The organism is Xanthomonas graminis pv. graminis (assembly GCF_030168915.1).
GTDB lineage: Bacteria > Pseudomonadota > Gammaproteobacteria > Xanthomonadales > Xanthomonadaceae > Xanthomonas_A > Xanthomonas_A translucens.
The window spans coordinates 3,653,249-3,669,539 of the sequence record NZ_CP076255.1 but is presented as its reverse complement, the minus strand read 5'-3'; the positions used below and the strand labels follow the sequence as shown (position 1 = coordinate 3,669,539).

General features: G+C 67.3%; 10 protein-coding genes and 2 pseudogenes. 7 read left to right on the top strand and 5 right to left on the bottom strand.

The genetic code is table 11. The features are described from left to right. Positions 1-23: 23 nt before the first annotated feature. The 5 genes and pseudogenes from KHF85_RS15965 to KHF85_RS15945 all read left to right on the top strand — a co-directional run. Positions 24-1,304: a sugar MFS transporter gene (locus KHF85_RS15965; RefSeq protein ID WP_009606467.1), complete on the top strand. Its 1,281-nt coding sequence runs from the start codon at positions 24-26 to the stop codon at positions 1,302-1,304. 42 nt (positions 1,305-1,346) lie between these two features. Then, positions 1,347-2,414, top strand: coding sequence for a LacI family DNA-binding transcriptional regulator (locus tag KHF85_RS15960; RefSeq protein ID WP_284567415.1), 1,068 nt, complete (start codon positions 1,347-1,349; stop codon positions 2,412-2,414). Positions 2,415-2,422: 8 nt separating this feature from the next. Then, on the top strand, positions 2,423-3,451 hold the full coding sequence (locus KHF85_RS15955) for an SIS domain-containing protein (protein ID WP_284569575.1): 1,029 nt from the start codon (positions 2,423-2,425) through the stop codon (positions 3,449-3,451). Next, entirely contained in the window at positions 3,451-4,596 is a 1,146-nt protein-coding gene (nagA, locus tag KHF85_RS15950) for an N-acetylglucosamine-6-phosphate deacetylase (protein WP_284567414.1), read from the top strand. Before KHF85_RS15955 ends, nagA begins: the two co-directional genes overlap by 1 nt. A 163-nt stretch (positions 4,597-4,759) precedes the next feature. Further along, positions 4,760-5,272, top strand: a pseudogene (locus KHF85_RS15945) (transposase); the annotation flags it as partial. 141 nt (positions 5,273-5,413) lie between these two features. Here KHF85_RS15945 and KHF85_RS15940 read toward each other — a convergent pair. The 3 genes from KHF85_RS15940 to KHF85_RS15930 all read right to left on the bottom strand — a co-directional run bounded on the left by KHF85_RS15940 (position 5,414) and on the right by KHF85_RS15930 (position 9,750). Beyond that, positions 5,414-6,298, bottom strand: a complete 885-nt coding sequence (locus KHF85_RS15940; protein ID WP_284567413.1) for a hypothetical protein — start codon at positions 6,296-6,298, stop codon at positions 5,414-5,416. 172 nt (positions 6,299-6,470) lie between these two features. Beyond that, positions 6,471-7,709, bottom strand: a complete 1,239-nt coding sequence (locus tag KHF85_RS15935; protein ID WP_284567412.1) for a multifunctional CCA addition/repair protein — start codon at positions 7,707-7,709, stop codon at positions 6,471-6,473. An 85-nt stretch (positions 7,710-7,794) separates the two neighbouring features. Continuing rightward, positions 7,795-9,750 (bottom strand): transglycosylase SLT domain-containing protein, encoded by a 1,956-nt coding sequence (locus tag KHF85_RS15930; protein WP_284567411.1) that lies wholly within the window; start codon positions 9,748-9,750, stop codon positions 7,795-7,797. A 647-nt stretch (positions 9,751-10,397) separates the two neighbouring features. Here KHF85_RS15930 and KHF85_RS15925 point away from each other — a divergent pair. Then, on the top strand, positions 10,398-13,283 hold the full coding sequence (locus tag KHF85_RS15925) for a TonB-dependent receptor (protein ID WP_284567410.1): 2,886 nt from the start codon (positions 10,398-10,400) through the stop codon (positions 13,281-13,283). A 253-nt stretch (positions 13,284-13,536) separates the two neighbouring features. Then, entirely contained in the window at positions 13,537-14,931 is a 1,395-nt protein-coding gene (locus tag KHF85_RS15920) for an F-box protein (RefSeq protein ID WP_284567409.1), read from the top strand. 309 nt (positions 14,932-15,240) lie between these two features. On the opposite strand, the pseudogene KHF85_RS15915 reads toward KHF85_RS15920, so the two are convergent. Both KHF85_RS15915 and KHF85_RS15910 read right to left on the bottom strand, forming a co-directional pair. Continuing rightward, positions 15,241-15,399: pseudogene (locus KHF85_RS15915) on the bottom strand (DUF1868 domain-containing protein); the annotation flags it as partial. A gap of 106 nt (positions 15,400-15,505) precedes the next feature. Next, complete coding sequence (locus KHF85_RS15910) at positions 15,506-16,273, bottom strand: endonuclease/exonuclease/phosphatase family protein (RefSeq protein WP_284567408.1); 768 nt, start codon at positions 16,271-16,273, stop codon at positions 15,506-15,508. Between the last annotated feature and the right edge of the window lie 18 nt (positions 16,274-16,291).

Sequence of the window (16,291 nt, the reverse complement as noted above, 5' to 3'; positions counted from 1 at the left end):
GCCCTTCCGGAGCCCGCCCGCCCATGACCACCGCACGGCCTGCCAGTCCCTACGCCTCGATCGCCATCGTCGGGCTGTTGTTCTTCATCATCGGCTTCTTCACCTGGATCAACGGCCCGCTGATCACCTTCGTGCGGCTGGCATTCGACCTCAACGAGGTCAATGCGTTCCTGGTGCTGATGGTGTTCTACCTGTCGTACTTCTTCCTGGCGCTGCCGTCGTCGTGGATCCTCAAGCGCACCGGCATGAAGAAGGGCCTGGCGCTGAGCCTGGTGGTGATGGCGGCGGGCGCGGCGGCGTTCGGCCAGTTCGCCACGCAGCGCTTCTATCCCGGCGCGCTGGCCGGGCTGTTCGTGATCGGCAGCGGCCTGGCGCTGCTGCAGACCGCGATCAACCCCTACATCAGCATCCTCGGCCCGATCGAGAGCGCGGCGCGGCGCATCGCGGTGATGGGCATCTGCAACAAGATCGCCGGCATCCTGGCGCCGTTCCTGATCGGCACGCTGGTGCTGCACGGCGTCGGCGACCTGGCCACGCAGGTGCAGGCCGCCGACCCGGTGACCAAGGAAGCGCTGCTGACCGCGTTCGCCGCCAAGATCCACCTGCCGTACCTGGTGATGGCCGGCGTGCTGGTGGTGGTGGCGATCGGCGTGCTGTTCTCGCCGCTGCCGGAACTGAAGGCGTCGGAAGTCAACGCCGCGCCGGTCGGCGCCGGCAGCCCGGCGCAGAAGACCAGCATCTTCCAGTTCCCGCACCTGTGGCTGGGCGTGCTGTGCCTGTTCGTGTACGTGGGCGTGGAAGTGATGGCCGGCGATGCGATCGGCACCTACGGCAACGGCTTCCACCTGCCGCTGGACCACACCAAGCTGTTCACCTCCTACACCCTGGCGGCGATGCTGGCCGGCTACGTGGCCGGCCTGCTGCTGATTCCCACGCTGATCTCGCAGGCCCGCTACCTCAGCATCTCGGCACTGCTCGGCGTGCTGTTCTCGGCTGGCGCGTACGTCACCCACGGCTATGTGTCGGTGGGTTTCGTCGCCGCGCTCGGCTTCGCCAACGCGATGATGTGGCCGGCGATCTTCCCGCTGGCGATCAAGGGCCTGGGCCGCCACACGGAAATCGGCTCGGCCTTGCTGGTGATGGGCATCGCCGGCGGCGCGATCATCCCGCAGCTGTTCGCGGTGCTGAAGCAGCACTTCGATTTCCAACTGGTGTTCCTGCTGCTGATGGTGCCGTGCTACCTGTACATCCTGTTCTACTCGCTGGTCGGCCACCGCGCCGGTCACGCCGCCGCCCGCGCCTGATCGCGCATCATGGGCGTACTTCCCGACGTGCAGGACCGCAGTATGCGTAGACCCACCATCAAAGACGTCGCCGAACGGGCGCGGGTGTCGTTGAAGACCGTGTCGCGGGTCATCAACAACGAACCGTCGGTGATGCAGGCCACGCGCGCGCGCGTGCTGCACGCCATCGCCGAGCTGGATTACGAACCGGATCCGTCGGCGCGCAACTTGCGCAGCGGCATCCCGTTCGTGATCGGGCTGGTGTACGACAACCCCAATCCGTACCACATCATCGGCGTGCAGAACGGCGTGCTGGCGGCGTGCCGCGAGACCGGCTTCGGCCTGCAGATCCATCCCTGCGATTCGACCTCGCCGATGCTGGCCGAGGAACTGGCCGAGTGGACCCAGCGTTCGCGCCTGGCCGGCCTGGTGCTGACCGCGCCGATGTCCGAGCGCGTCGAACTGGTCGCGGCGCTGAGCGCGCGCGGGATCAAGACCGTGCGCATCATCGCCGCCACCGAAGATCCGAAGGACGGCCCCTGCGTCTACGTCGACGACCGCGACGCCGCCTACGAGGTCACCGAGCACCTGATCCAGCTCGGCCACCAGCGCATCGGCTTCCTGTGGGGCGGCACCTCGCACCGTTCCAGCGGCGAGCGCTACGCCGGCTACGAGGCCGCGCTGAAGGACTACGGTATTACCCTGGACAAGCACCTGGTGGTGCCCGGCGACTACACCTTCGACGACGGCTTCCGCGGCGCGCGGCGGCTGCTGGCGTTGCGCGAACCGCCGACCGCGATCTTCGGCTCCAACGACGAGATCGCCGCCGGCGTGCTGGCCGCGGCCAAGTCGGCCGGCATGAACGTGCCCTACGACCTTTCCATCGCCGGCTTCGAGGACAGCCCGTTCTCGCGCCAGTCGTGGCCGGCGCTGACCACCGCCAAGCAGGCCACCGAAGACATCGCGCGTCACGCCGCACGGCTGCTGATCAGCCAACTGCGCAGCGACGCCTACGAAGAGCATCCAGCGCCGATGCACAACCAGGGCTTCGTGCCGCAACTGGTGGTGCGCGGCTCCACCGCGCCGATGCAGCCGCAGTCCCGCCGCCCTCCTTCCCCCGATCCGACATGACCCTGCCCATGGCATTGCCCACCGAAACCGAAACCCTGATGTTCCGCGAAGCCGCGGAAACCGCCGACGTGGTCGCCGCGCAGTTCGCGCGCAACCATGCCGTGGTCAGCGCGCTGGCCGCTTCGCTGCGTGCCGATCCTCCGCCGTTCGTGGTCACCTGCGCGCGCGGCAGTTCCGACCACGCCGCGACCTACGCCAAGTACCTGTTCGAGACCCAACTCGGCGTGGTCACCGCCTCGGCCTCGCCGTCGGTGGGATCGGTGTACGCCTCGCCGCTGCAATTGCGCGGCGCGCTGTACGTGGTGATCTCGCAGTCCGGCAAGAGCCCGGACCTGTTGCGCAACGCCGAGGCCGCCAAGGCCGCCGGCGCGCGCGTGGTGGCGCTGGTCAACGTCGAGGATTCGCCGCTGGCGCAGCTGGCCGACACGGTGATCGCGCTCGGCGCCGGCCCGGAGAAGAGCGTGGCGGCGACCAAGAGCTACCTGGCCTCGCTGGCGGCGATCCTGCAACTCGGCGCGCACTGGAAGAACGATGCGGCGCTGCTCGCCGCGCTCGACGCACTGCCGCAGGCGCTGCGCGCCGCGTGGCAGGCCGACTGGCGGCCGCTCACCGACGGCCTGGTCGATGCGCACAACCTGTTCGTGCTCGGCCGCGGCCTGGGCCTGGCCGCTGCGCAGGAAGCGGCGCTGAAGTTCAAGGAAACCTGCGGCCTGCATGCCGAGGCCTACAGCTCGGCGGAAGTGAAGCACGGGCCGATGGCGCTGGTCGGCCCCGGCTTCCCGGTGCTGGCCTTCGCCCAGCCGGACGACACCGGCGCCGGCACCCGCAGCCTGGCCGAGGAATTCCGCGGCCGCGGCGCGCAGGTGTGGCTGGCCAGTGCCGACGGCGATCTGCCGCTGGTCGCCGCGCCGCACCCGGTGTGCGCGCCGCTGCTGACCATCCAGAGCTTCTACCGCGCGATCAACGCGCTGGCGCTGCGCCGCGGCTACAACCCGGACCTGCCGCCGCATCTTAACAAAGTGACGGAGACGGTGTAATGACGACGACGGCGCTGCGCAATGCGCGGGTGCTCGGCCAGGACGGCCTCCTCGATGGCGTGAGCGTGCTGCTGGACGGCGGGCGCATCGCCGCCGTGCTCGACGACGGCGACGCGCGCGTGGCTGCGGCAACGACGCAACTGGACCTGGGCGGCGGCACGCTGCTGCCGGGTTTCATCGATGTGCAGGTCAACGGCGGCGGCGGCGTGCTGTTCAACAACAGCACCGACGTCGCCGCGCTGCGCCGCATCGGCCAGGCGCATCGCCGCTACGGCACCACCGGCTACCTGCCGACGCTGATCAGCGACGACCTGGAGGTGATGCGCGCGGCGATCGCCGCGACCCGCCAGGCCATCGCCGAAGGCGTGCCGGGCGTGCTCGGCATCCACCTGGAAGGGCCGTACCTGGCGCCGGCGCGCAAGGGCACCCACAACGTGGACAAGTTCCGCGTGCCCGATGCCGCCGAACTGGCGCTGGCCACCTCGCTGGACAACGGCGTCACCCTGATCACGCTGGCGCCGGAACGGCTGCCGGCCGCGAGTATCCGCACCCTGGCGGGCGCCGGCGCGCGCGTGTTCGCCGGCCACACCGCCGGCAGCTACGACGAGATCCGCGCCGGCCTGGATGCGGGCGTGTGCGGCTTCACCCATCTGTACAACGCGATGTCGCCGCTGCAGGGACGCGATCCCGGCGCGGTCGGCGCAGCGCTGGAAGACCGAAACGCCTGGTGCGGCCTGATCGTCGATGGCGTGCACGTGCACCCGGCCAGCCTGCGCGTGGCGCTGGCGGCCAAGCCGCGCGGCACGCTGTTCCTGGTCACCGACGCGATGCCGATGGTCGGCGCCGACAGCCCCAGCTTCGACCTGTACGGCGAAACCATCACCGCGGTGGACGGCGTGGTCCGCAATGCCGCCGGCGCCCTGGCCGGCTCGGCGCTGGACATGGCCAGCGCGGTCCGCAACAGCGTGCAGTGGCTGGGCGTGAGCCTGGACGAAGCCGCGCGCATGGCCTCGCTGTACCCGGCGCAATGCCTGGGCCTGGACGACCGCTACGGCCGCATCGCGCCCGGCTACCAGGCCGACCTGGTGCTGCTCGACGACGCGCTGCAGGTGCGACAGACCTGGATTGCTGGGGCGGTGGAGTAGCCTGGATGCGCCAAGCATAGAGCTTGAGTGCAAGCAAAAACTAATCCGTCGCCCCTGAAGAACCCCGCATCGCCTTGTAGAACAAGCACTGGAAGCATGATGAGGCGTGCTGTGCTTGCCATTTTTCGCTAGGCTATCTGCGGTTTTCTTGCATTTTCCGAGCATGCGCCACCGTCGTCCCGCCGCTGATGATCGTCCTGCCGAGGAGCTGTTCCGTTCTCGCCTGGAGAATCAGATCGACCTGCGCCATCCGTTGGCGCGGTTGAGCGCCGCGATGCCCTGGTCGGCGTTGGAGCAGGCCCTGTCGGCGCGCCTATCGGCTGATCCGTTGCGCGGTGGCCGTCCGGCCTTTCCGATCCGGTTGATGGCTGGGCTGCCCTACCTCAAGCACGCCTACGCCCTGTCCGACGAGGCGGTGTGCGCGCGTTGGCTGGAGAACCCGTACTTGCAGTTCTTCACCGGGGAGGTGTTCTTCCAGACGCGCTTGCCCTGCGACCCCAGTTTGCTCACGCGCTGGCGCCAGCGCCTGGGCGAGGCCGGGATGGAGGAACTGCTGGCGCAGACGATCCACGCGGCCAAGGCGATGAAGGCGGTCGATGTGCGCGAGCTGTCGCGGGCGATCGTGGACAGCACGGTGCAGGAGAAAGCCATCGCCCATCCCACCGACAGCCGCCTCCGGAGGTGGAGTGCATCGGCAAGGGCAAGGCGCGCAGGCCGTGGATCGCGTTTTTGCGTGCTTGGCTCCGAGCCAGCGTGCTCGCGCCGATGGCGAAATCCACCGCAGTCGTTGCGGCGGTCCTCTCCTGACGGGGATTCTTCAGGGCCGACTCATTATGCGGTTAATGTAATCTATCTTTTCGTTTAGTTTATTTTTTGCGCCGTTTGGGAGTAAATAATTGCTAACCAATTGCTCATAATTGGAGCCGCAAGCACCATTCAAGCAATACCCATCAACGATCGCAGATTCAGCTCCGCATTCCGCACCCATTTGGCATGCAACGATGCCCCAGGCATATGCTGATATGGCATCGCCGGAAACCGGTTCAAATTCACCAAGGTCGGATTCCTGTGGTTGTGAGAGTAACTCCCTGAGTTCGAATATTGCTTCGGGATCCTTGCTTTTTATGGATTCATTTATCAGTTCAGATATATTTTCTTTCGATTCGGCAGGGTATATATTGCGCAATTTTATTTTTGCGGAAATATTTCCTGATGCGGCAGCTGCTTTTAGCCATTCTATCTGTGCTTCGAGTGGAATTATTGATCCCCCTTCGATCAATGCACAGTCATCTGCAATGCGTTTTGCCGTTGCGTTCATGGCGCTTGCAGCATTGCCGGCCTGGGCAGCCATGGCTTTTATGCCGGATAAGAATTTCGTTGATGAAACACTTACCGGAAAGCACCGGTCATAAATTTTAGATAACTCGAACTGCGCTTTGGGATCCCCTTCGGTCGCTTTGTGTTTTATGCTTTCGAATTTCAGGTAATATTCTGTGGAACGCGATGCTTTGATTGGGTTGGCATTGCCTGAGTCAAATTTATTTTTTTCTGCATTTTGGATGGAGGATGAAATCGCGAGGTCAGCGCTCTTTTTGTCTGGATGAATTTCATTGTTTATTTTTTTTAGGTGAAATGCGGGAAAATAGAGTGCAGCGAAAAAAATCGAAATTACCACTGCGGCGGGGATTAAGTATTTTTTCATTTCAGCCCTTCGGAGTGGAATAAAAAGTGAAATTCAAACGCTGGCTATCGCTCGGATTTCAATGACTCCTGTAGTGGCATCTAGCGTATTGTGATGGAATTATCATAGTCAATGCGCTGCGTGGTCTTTTTCGTAGAAAAAACGCCTTTATTCGCTTTTCTTCGCAATTGCTTCAGTTCATTGCTGTCTTGCTGCGCGCGACAGCGATCGCGGCGATCCGCGCCTTCGCCAGCGCCTCGCCGATCTGCGGGCCGCTCAGGCCCTGCGCGGCCAGGTCGCGGGCGTTGACCGCCAGCGCCGCGGCGTGCAGGCGCTGCAGTTCGCGGCCTTGCGGGTAGTCGGCGTCTTCGCTGCCGAGGCGGCCGCGCTTGTCGGCTTCGCACACCAGCGCCAGCTGCGCGATGCGTTCGGGCTTGCGGAAGCCGTCGCAGCGCTGCAGCAGTTCGTGCACGGTGCGGTCGCGCAGCTCTGCCAGGCGATGCACGTTCAAGTGCTCGCGGCAGGCGATCTCGGCCAGCTGGCGGTGCTCCTGCGGCAGCTTCAGGCGTTCGCACAGCGCGCGCAGCGGGGCCACGCCACGTTGTTCGTGCATCACGTGCTTCGGCCATTCCGCGGGTGGGGTCAGTGCCTTGCCCAGGTCGTGGGTCAGCGCGGCGAAGCCGATCAGCGCGTCGCCCGGCGCGAGCCGCGCGGCCATGTCGCTGACCAGTTCCTGATGGCGGCCGGTATCGATCTCGGGGTGGTAGTCGGCGCGCTGCGGCACGCCGTACAGCGCGTCCAGTTCCGGCAGTACGCTGCGCAGCGCGTCGGCGTCGTGCAGGGTGCGCAGGAACGCCGAGGGCTGTGCGCAGGCCAGGCTGCGGCGCAGCTCCTGCCACACGCGCTCGGGTACGAGCGTGTCCAGTTCGCCGCTGGCTGCCATCGCGCGCATCAGCGCCAGGGTTTCCGGCGCCACGCTGAAACCCAGCGGCGCCAGCCGCGCCATGAAGCGCGCTGCGCGCAACACGCGCAGCGGGTCTTCGCCGAAGGCCGGACCGATGTGGCGCAGCACGCGCCGTTCGATGTCGCGCACGCCGCCATACGGATCGACCAGCTTGCCGCTGTCCTCGTCGCGGGCGATCGCGTTGATGGTGAAGTCGCGCCGCTGCAGGTCTTCTTCCAGCGTCACCGACTGGTCGGCGTCGACCACGAAGCCGTGGTAGCCGCGCCCGGACTTGCGCTCGGTACGCGCCAGCGCGTATTCCTCGCCGCTGTGCGGATGCAGGAACACCGGGAAATCGCGGCCGACCTGTTTGTAGCCCAGCTCCAGCATCCGCTGCGGCGTGGCGCCGACCACGACCCAGTCGCGGTCGCCGGGCGGTTGCCCGAGCAGGCTGTCGCGGACGGCGCCGCCGACGAGGTAGGTGTTCATTCGGGACTCGGGACTCGGGACTCGGGACCCGGAACAGCGGCTGCATCGGTGCCGGGCGGTTCCTGCGACGCGAATTGGCACAGATTCATTGCGCGTTTCCGGCGCCTGCGCAGACGAACTTCTTGCGCGGCGCGTCCAGCTTGCCGAGCATGCGGTCGCTGACCGGCAGTGCGTCGCCGTTGAGGCGCCAGTCGTAGATCACGCTGAAGGCGAGGATGCGTGCGACGTACTCGCGGGTTTCCTTGTAGCTGATGGTCTCGATCCAGAAGTCGGCGTCGTGGCCGGGGCGCTGGGTCTGCCAGCGCGCCGCCGGGCCGGGGCCGGCGTTGTAGGCGGCGATGGTCAGGTACGGCAGGCCGTAGGTGTTCAACAGCTGGCGCAGGTAGGCGGTGCCGATGGCGATGTTGGTGTCCGGGTCGTACAGGCTGGCGGCGCCGCCATAGCCGGCCAGGCCGAGGTTCCTGGCCACGCTGGCGCCGGTGGCCGGCAGCACCTGCATCAGGCCCATGGCATTGGCGGGCGAGCGCGCGTTCGGATTGAAGATGCTCTCGGCGCGGATCTCGGCGGCGACCCAGGCCGGGTCGATCGCGTTCTTGCCCGCTTCGCGGCGGATCGTGGCGTCGTGGTACAGCGGGAAGCGCAGCGCATACAGGCGCTGCTCGTCGGGCAGCTTGCCGAGCGAGAACACCGCGCGGTCGAACCAGCCGTTGTCGCGCGCCACTTCCACCGCCATGCGCCGCTGGGTGTCGTCGAAGCGGGTCAGCGCGTCGTTCCATTCGGCCACCGCCCAGGCCGCACGGTCGATCTTGAACAGTTCCAGCGCACGCACCAGCGCCGGATCGCGGGCCACCGCGGCCTGCGCCTGCGCGCTGTCGTTGGGTTCCCACGGGCACAGCGCGTAGGGCTGCTTGAGCCGGTCGGCGGCCATGAAGCCGTGGAAGGTGGCGGACTTGGCCGCCTCGCGGTACAGCCGTTGCGCCTCGCCGGCATTGCCGGTCTTTTCCGCCAGCCGCGCCTCGAAATACTGCCAGCGCGAATCGCTGCGCTGTGCCGGCGCCATCTTGCGGATCGCCGCCAGCGCCGCCGGCCAGTCGCCACGCGCCATCGCCTCGCGCGTGCGCCACTCGTGCAGGCGTTCGTCGTAGGCGCTGTCGGGCACGGCGTTGAGCCGGCGCGCCGAATCCGGGCCGTACGAGGCCACCGTCCACAACGCGATCTGGTACAGCACCTCGCCGCGCTGCGCCTCGCTCAGCTGCAGCGCCTGGGCGAATTGCGGCAATTGCCGCTCGGCCGCGTCCGGGTCGGTCTTGGCCAGTTTCTCCAGGCCGTCCACCACCACCTTACGGCTGCGCTCGGTCTTCGGCCAGGTCAGCGCGCGCGTGTGCACCGCGTCCAGGAACGCCGCGTAGTCGTTGGCCAGGGCCAGTTCGGTGACGGGCAGGCCGCGCGCGGCGCCGCGCATCACCGCCGGCTGCTGCGCATCGGCCGCCGCTTCCACCCGCGCCCAGCGCAGCGTGTCGTTCATGCCGCCGCGCGCCTGCAGCACCGCGAACACGGCATCGCAGGCATCGGGCAGCGACTTGCCGCTGCTGCGCCACAGCGCCTGCGCCTCGTCGATCCATTGCGCATCGGCCCGGCCGGTGGCCTGGCGTGCGTTGAGCTGGGCGCAGCGCAGGCCGGCGTTGTCGGTGGGCTTCCAGTTGGCCAGCAGCGCCGGCCAATCCTGGCGCCGCGCCAGCGCCGGGAGCCACAGCGTGCGGAAGCTCTCGGCCACCGGTTGCCCGGCGTAGCGCTTGAGGAACTCCTGCGCCTGCGCGTCGGAGACGCGGTCGATATTGCGGCGCAGGTTGGCGTATTCGAGCCAGCCGTACAGCGGGTGCTGCTTGAAGGCGGCCGCCTGCACGGGATCGAACTGCCCGCGCTCGGCGGCGTCGATCGCCGCGCGCAGCGCCGGACGCTGGGCGTCCAGGGTCTGGGCGAGGGCAGGAGCGGAGCCGCACAACGCGGCGGCGAGCAGCAGGAGAGACGTGCGCAATTTCATGCGCCGGACTATACCGAACGCCGATGAATCGACGGGGCAAGGGCTTGCGGCAATGGCGACGCGAGCGCAGCGGGGCAAGGGCGTGCAGGGGCTGCGCTGTGGCCCAGCGCTGCCTGGCAGCGCTGTCGGGTGCGGCATGGGCGCTGGTTGTTGGATCCACATCCGCTGCGCTTGGCATCGGTGCAGCGGCCGTTGCCATGCGCTGTGCGTGCCACGCGCTTGGCGCTGCATCGAGCCGTGTCCGCCGCGCACCGTCGCCGGCCGCGATGTGTGGCGGCGACTGGGCGCACTGCGGCAATGCGTGCCGCCATGTCGCCGGCCGCGTCCGTGCCGCGGCCGCGCCGGCAACAACACCGTGCACTGGGTTTCCCGCACTTCGCCAAACCGGTCGGCGCGATCCGCATAGCGTTGTCTTCCGCCATGTCCCGGCAATCGTTCACCTGGCGCGCGCTGTCCTGCGCCGGCCAGGAGGCGAGTCCGGATGGGTTGCGGCCATGTCTACGAAATCGTCCAGTCGGTCCAGGACGGTGCCAATCGCAGCCCGATTGCTTGCTTAGGGTTTACGTTTTGTTTACAAGATAGGCCACGCCGTCGCGGTGCAGGGGGGCGCAGCGGCCGACCCACATCCTTTCTGGAGAGAGAGACGAATGAATTGCCTGCACCGCCATCCTTTGGTTTTCGTGGTTTCCTTGTCGTTGCTGGCCGGTTCGCCCGCGCTGGCCATCGCCCAGCAGGCCGCGCCGGCTGCCCCCGAGTCCGCCACCACGCTGGACAGCGTGCAGGTCACCGGCACGCGCATCCGCAAGGCCGAGCTGGAGGGCCAGGTGCCGGTGCAGACGCTGAGCCGCGCCGACATCGAACGCACCGGCCTGACCTCGATCGGCGACGTGCTGCAGGAACTCACCGCGTCCGGCTCGGCGTTGAACACCAAGTTCAACTCCTCCGGCAATTTCGGTTTCCCACCGGACGGCAGCGGCGTCGGCGCCGGCTCGGCGCAGGTGGATCTGCGCCATCTCGGCGCCAAACGCGTGCTGGTGCTGGTCGACGGCATGCGCTGGGTCAACGAGTCCTCGGCGTCCGGCGTGGGCGCGGCCACCGACCTCAATACCATTCCGCTGGCCATCGTCGAGCGCATCGAGGTGCTGGAAGACGGCGCCTCGTCGCTGTACGGCTCCGACGCGATCGCCGGTGTGGTCAACATCATCACCCGGCGCAAGTTCGACGGCGGCCAGGTCACGCTGAACTACGGCCAGTTCGACAAGGGCGACGGCGCCAGCAAGGGCGTGGACCTGGCCTGGGGCCACAGCACCGAACGCACTAGCCTGTTTCTGGGCGCCAGCTACACCAAGCAGGATCCGATCTATGCGCGCGATCGCAAACAGTCGCTGTATCCGGTGCCCGGCACCGGACTCAGCTTCGGCAGCTCGGCCACGCCGGACGGCCGCTTCATCTTCGTCGATCCGATCACCGGCGCCGAGCAGGACCTGACGCCGAACAGCGGTGCCGGCGCCCCGACCTACGACGGCAGCGCCGGCTGCACGCGCAGCGACGGCTACCACTGCTTCGGTACCAGCGACCGCTACAACGTCGCCGCTTCCAACCTGCTGCTGACCCCGTCCGAGCGCAAGGGCGTGTTCGGCCAGTTCCGCTACTTCTTCAACGACGACGTGCAGTGGTACCTGAAGCTGCTCGGCAACCGCCGCGAGTCGACCAACCAGGCCGCGCCGGAGCCGATCTTCCTCGGCCCGGATGCCGGCACCGGCAATCCGCTGGCCGACAACATCGTCATTTCCGCGGCCAATCCGTACAACCCGTTCGGCTTCGACCTGGATTCGGCCAGCAACCTGATCATGATCGGGCGGCGGCCGGTGGAAGGCGGCGCGCGCGTGTTCGAACAGCGTGTGGACACCCAGTACGTCGGCACCGGCTTCATCGGCAGTTTCGAGAGCGCCGACCGCACCTGGTTCTGGGACGTCAACGGCGCCTACAGCAAGAACAAGGCCGAGCAGACCAACTACGGCAGCTACAACCTCTACAACATCAACCTGGCGCTGGGCGATCCGGCCGCCTGCGCGGCGGTGGCCGGCTGCGTGCCGCTGGACATCTTCGGCGGCGCCGGCAGCATCACCCCGGAGATGCTGCGCTGGATCCAGCCGGTGGTGCACGACCGCAGCCAGAACGAACTGACCCAGTTCACCGCCAACCTCAGCAGCGACCTGTTCGCGCTGCCGGCCGGCGCGGTGTCCTTCGCCACCGGCGTGGAGTACCGCAAGTACGAGGGCTGGTACCAGCCCGATCCGCTGACCGTGATCGGCCACTACAACGGCGTGCCGTCGTTGCCGACCGAGGGCAGCTACAACGTCAAGGAGGCCTACCTCGAACTGAGCGTGCCGATCTTCGCGAACTCGCCGCTGGGCGACAAGCTGGACCTGAGCCTGGCCGGGCGCTATTCGGATTACTCCACTTTCGGCGGCGAGTTCACCCCGAAGTACGGCCTGCGCTGGCAGGTGTCGCCGGACTTCGTGCTGCGCACCAGCTATGCCCAGGGCTTCCGCGCGCCGACCATCGGCGAGTTGTACGGCTCGGCGGCGCGCGCCGACCTGATCCTGTCCGATCCATGCTCGATCGGCCTGGGCGGCACGGCGCCGCGCGGCAGCGCCGGCAACTGCGCCGCGCTCGGCGTGCCGGCCGGCTATCAGCAGGCCAACTCGCAGATCTCGGTGACGACCGGCGGCAACCGCGCGCTGGAGCCTGAGAAGGCGCGCAGCTTCAGCGCCGGCTTCGTGTGGAGCCCGTGGTTCGCCAGCAACGTGCCGTGGTCGGATCGTTTCGACGTCGAAGTGACCTTCTACCGCCACGACATCGACGGCGCGATCCAGGCGATCAACGCGCAGACCCAGCTCGACCTGTGTGTGGACACGCTGGATGCGACCTATTGCGATGGCATCACCCGCGCCTCCACCGGCGGCATCAACGGCTTCAACAACCGCCTGACCAACCTCGGTTCGATCAAGACCGATGGCTGGGACGTGGACCTGTTCTGGACCTCGCCGCAGACCGCAGCCGGACGCTTCAAGATCGGCTGGCAGAACACCTTCGTCACCCGCTACGTCGCCACCGGCGCCGCCGGCCAGGTGCAGCCGCAGCAACCGGGTGTGGAAGTGGTGGACAGTTCGATCCCGGAGTGGACCAGCAATTTGACCCTGGACTGGTCGTTGCACCGCTGGAACGCCTCGTGGACGGTGCGGCACATATCCGAACTGACCGAGCAGTGCGGCGACGCGGTGGCGTTTCCGGTGTGCAGCAACCAGACCGCCGGTACCAACACGCTGGACGCGATCACCTACCACGACGTGCAACTGGGCTACCGCTTCGACTGGATGAAAGGCCTGACCGTCAGCGGCGGCGTCAACAACGTCTTCGACAAGGATCCGCCGATCTGCCTGTCGTGCTCGCTCAACGGCTACGACGCGTCCACCTACGACATCCCCGGCGGCCGCTACCTGTATGTGCGTGCGGATCTGAAGTTCTAGGCCGTCGCGAGCCGAGCGTACCGTTGCGATCGGACGGCTGTGCCGGCCCGGTCTCCATCCCGGGCCGCACGGTGCGCTTACAGGGGCATCGACGACGGCCCCATGCCGGCCTGCCGAATGGGTATCGGCACCGACCACGTCGCGTTCGCGTACGCCACTTCGGACTGCGCCCGTAAAAGTAATTCCGCATTCGGGAAACTCCGCCTAGGAAACCCAATCGACGCTGTCGCCACGCGGATTTCAAGAGCACAAGATGCCTATCAACCGAACCGGTCTGCCGCCTGCGGCGTCGAGCCGCCAGACGGAGCAGGCGTCGACGTCCCAGGCACCGGCCAGCCAGCCACCGCCCGATCCGCCTGCCGTGCAAACCGGGCGGGCTGAGATCTTCGACGGTCTCTCCCAGTTGCCGCCCGATAGGCTCTCCCAGTTGCCGCGCGATTCGCGTCGCGAGATCGTGCGGTGCTTGGGGCCAAGGAGCCTTGCGCGCCTGGGACGCGTCTCGCGGCAGATGGCGGACGATGCCCGGGAGGGGATGCAGGCCTTCCTGACAGCGCGCCCGCGCTACGACCCGAGCGTGGAGTTCGACGCGGTGACCAGCGCCGAACGCATGGGCGCCGCCTTGCATGCGGCCACGCATTTCCCGTATCCGGACGATGAGGATCGCAGCGAACAGAGATTACGCGCATACGCCATGCTGGCGGCGCGTCTTCCATCGCTGCCGGAGGAGCAGCGCTTCGAGGCGTTCACCGCCGTGTTGGATCACGCCACCCGGTTTTCCGGGCCTCTGGCGTTCTCTGTGTTGGCGCGCTTGATGCATGAGTTGGGAAGCTTGCCCGAGCAGCCCGGGGACCTACGCGCGCTCGCCTTCCATGCGATCTTGCCTAGCTTGATTGCGACCCATCGCCAAGCGCAGGCGGCCGAGGGAGTTGCAGCGCCAGGGGCCGATGTGGGAGCCGCGCCAGTGGCCGATGCGGGCGCAGCCCAAGTGGCTGCTGCATGGGGAGCGCCAGCGCCGGCGGCGGGTCCCGCCCAAGAGGTCGCTGCCGCAGGTGGGCCTCAGGCGCTCCCGTTTGGGTTGCTGGCGCGGGCGATCAGCCAGCTGCCGGAGGCGGCCATCGCGCGCGCGGTGACAGAGGCTGCTGCACTGCAGACGGGCTCGCGTCTGCGAGCGGAGGTGACCCTGCGCTTTTCTCTTGTCAGGTTGGAGCCGATCCACCTGTTCCAGCAGGCGTACGCGCACGTTGCGGGGCAACTGGCGAGTTCCGACAATGGAGCGGAGGCCTTGACCCATCTGGCGGCCTTGTCGAACGGCTTGCCTGATCCGGGGATGCGCCAGGCCGCCTTCAGGGAATTGACGCGCGCCGTCTCTGCATTGGCCAGCACCGAAGATAGTGCTGCTGTGCTGGTGCGGTTGGCCGGTACATTGCACCACCAGCAGGCCGCAGCGCGCTATCTGTGTAGCCTGGATGTGCTTGGAGCGGCACAGAGCCTCTCCCCGGGCGAGCACATACGGGTCATCGTCGCCGTCCGTGCGCAGGCTCCAGCGATCCAGCACCACGCCGCTGAACTCATCGCCAGATGCGACCAGGCGATGGAACTGGTCAGCATGATGCTTGCGACGGCGTCGCGCAGGTATATGGACACGTGAGCACTGCTCGATGGACTGGGCATGCGCAGCGGGGCGGGGCGCGCAATGCCATCGCGCAGACGTACGCCTGTTGGCTGGGTTCAAGCCGAACGATGTGTTGGCCGACGAGGGCGAGGGCAGCCGGGTACGGGGTGCGTTGATCGATTGCAAGGGGCCATGGCGGCGATCCCATCACGCAGTTTCGGCGGCGCGGCGGATGCGCGCGTGGCGGAGACGCGCGCATCGCCCACGTCGCTCCGGTGCGCGTCCGCGGCATCTCACACTTCGCGCAGCGTCCGAAACGCGTACATGTCCATCAGCGTGCAAGACGATGTCCAGCACCCGGTCGAAGCTATGGTACCCGTCGCCCTGTTGCTCGAGATGACCGACGAAGGTGTTGCCGGCCAATGCCAGCGGCCGCCTGGAACGCAGGAACGTGCGGCTCACATCCGGCGGTGGTGGCGTTTCGGCCAGTTTTGTAGGAGCGGCTTCAGCCGCGACGCTTTACCGGTAGAACCCGGTCGCGGCTGAAGCCGCTCCTACAGGGAATGCCGCCGCAGCACAGCGAATGCATGCAGCATAGGAAATGCATTCGCTAGCGCAGCATCGCCTGAGGCACTTCGATCTCGGTCGCCACCGCCAGGTGGTCGGAGAACGCGGCCGGTAGCGCGCGCTGCTCGTTGCAGCGCAGCCCATCGCTGACCAGGATGTGGTCGATCGCGCGCTGCGGGCGCCAGCTGGGGAAGGTCGGCACCACGCAGCCCGGCGGCTGCAGCCGGGTGCGCTTGTACAGGGCCTGCATCTCGGGGCGGTCAGCGACGCAGTTGAAGTCGCCCATCAGCACCGCGTTGGGATGGTCGGACAGCAGTTCGGCGATGAACGCGAGTTGCGAGGTGCGCGAGTTGGCGCCCAGCGACAGGTGCGCCACCGCGATCGCCAATCCTTCCGCACCATCGCCGAACTTGGCCAGCAGCACGCCGCGCCCGCCGAGCCGGCCGGGCAGGGGATGGTCCTGCACTTCGACCGGCTCCAGCCGGCTGAGCAGGCCGTTGGCGCTGGAGGCCACGCCGCCCATGCGCCGGTTCGGCTGGTGGCTCCAGTAGTTGAAGCCGGCGCGCTCGGCCAGGTAGTGGGTCTGGTTGGTGAAGCCCGAGCGCAGGCTGCCCGGATCGCTTTCCTGCAGGCCGACGATGTCGTGCGCGCGGGCCAGCTGCGCGATCGCATCCAGGCTGCTGCGCTTGCTTCCCGCCGGCAGCGCATGCGACCAGCTGCGGGTCACGTAGTCGCTGTAGCGGCGCGTGCTGGAGCCGGCCTGGATATTGGCGGTGAGCACGCGCAGCGTGCGGGTGGCGGGGACGGTCACGGCAGAGCGGCCTGGTGG

Bases quoted from the DNA above. Each gene is read 5' to 3' on its own strand.
- KHF85_RS15965 (WP_009606467.1), top strand. From the start codon at position 24: ATGACCACCGCACGGCCTGCCAGTCCCTACGCCTCGATCGCCATCGTC.
- KHF85_RS15960 (WP_284567415.1), top strand. From the start codon at position 1,347: ATGCGTAGACCCACCATCAAAGACGTCGCCGAACGGGCGCGGGTGTCG.
- KHF85_RS15955 (WP_284569575.1), top strand. From the start codon at position 2,423: ATGGCATTGCCCACCGAAACCGAAACCCTGATGTTCCGCGAAGCCGCG.
- nagA (WP_284567414.1), top strand. From the start codon at position 3,451: ATGACGACGACGGCGCTGCGCAATGCGCGGGTGCTCGGCCAGGACGGC.
- KHF85_RS15940 (WP_284567413.1), bottom strand. From the start codon at position 6,298: ATGAAAAAATACTTAATCCCCGCCGCAGTGGTAATTTCGATTTTTTTC.
- KHF85_RS15935 (WP_284567412.1), bottom strand. From the start codon at position 7,709: ATGAACACCTACCTCGTCGGCGGCGCCGTCCGCGACAGCCTGCTCGGG.
- KHF85_RS15930 (WP_284567411.1), bottom strand. From the start codon at position 9,750: ATGAAATTGCGCACGTCTCTCCTGCTGCTCGCCGCCGCGTTGTGCGGC.
- KHF85_RS15925 (WP_284567410.1), top strand. From the start codon at position 10,398: ATGAATTGCCTGCACCGCCATCCTTTGGTTTTCGTGGTTTCCTTGTCG.
- KHF85_RS15920 (WP_284567409.1), top strand. From the start codon at position 13,537: ATGCCTATCAACCGAACCGGTCTGCCGCCTGCGGCGTCGAGCCGCCAG.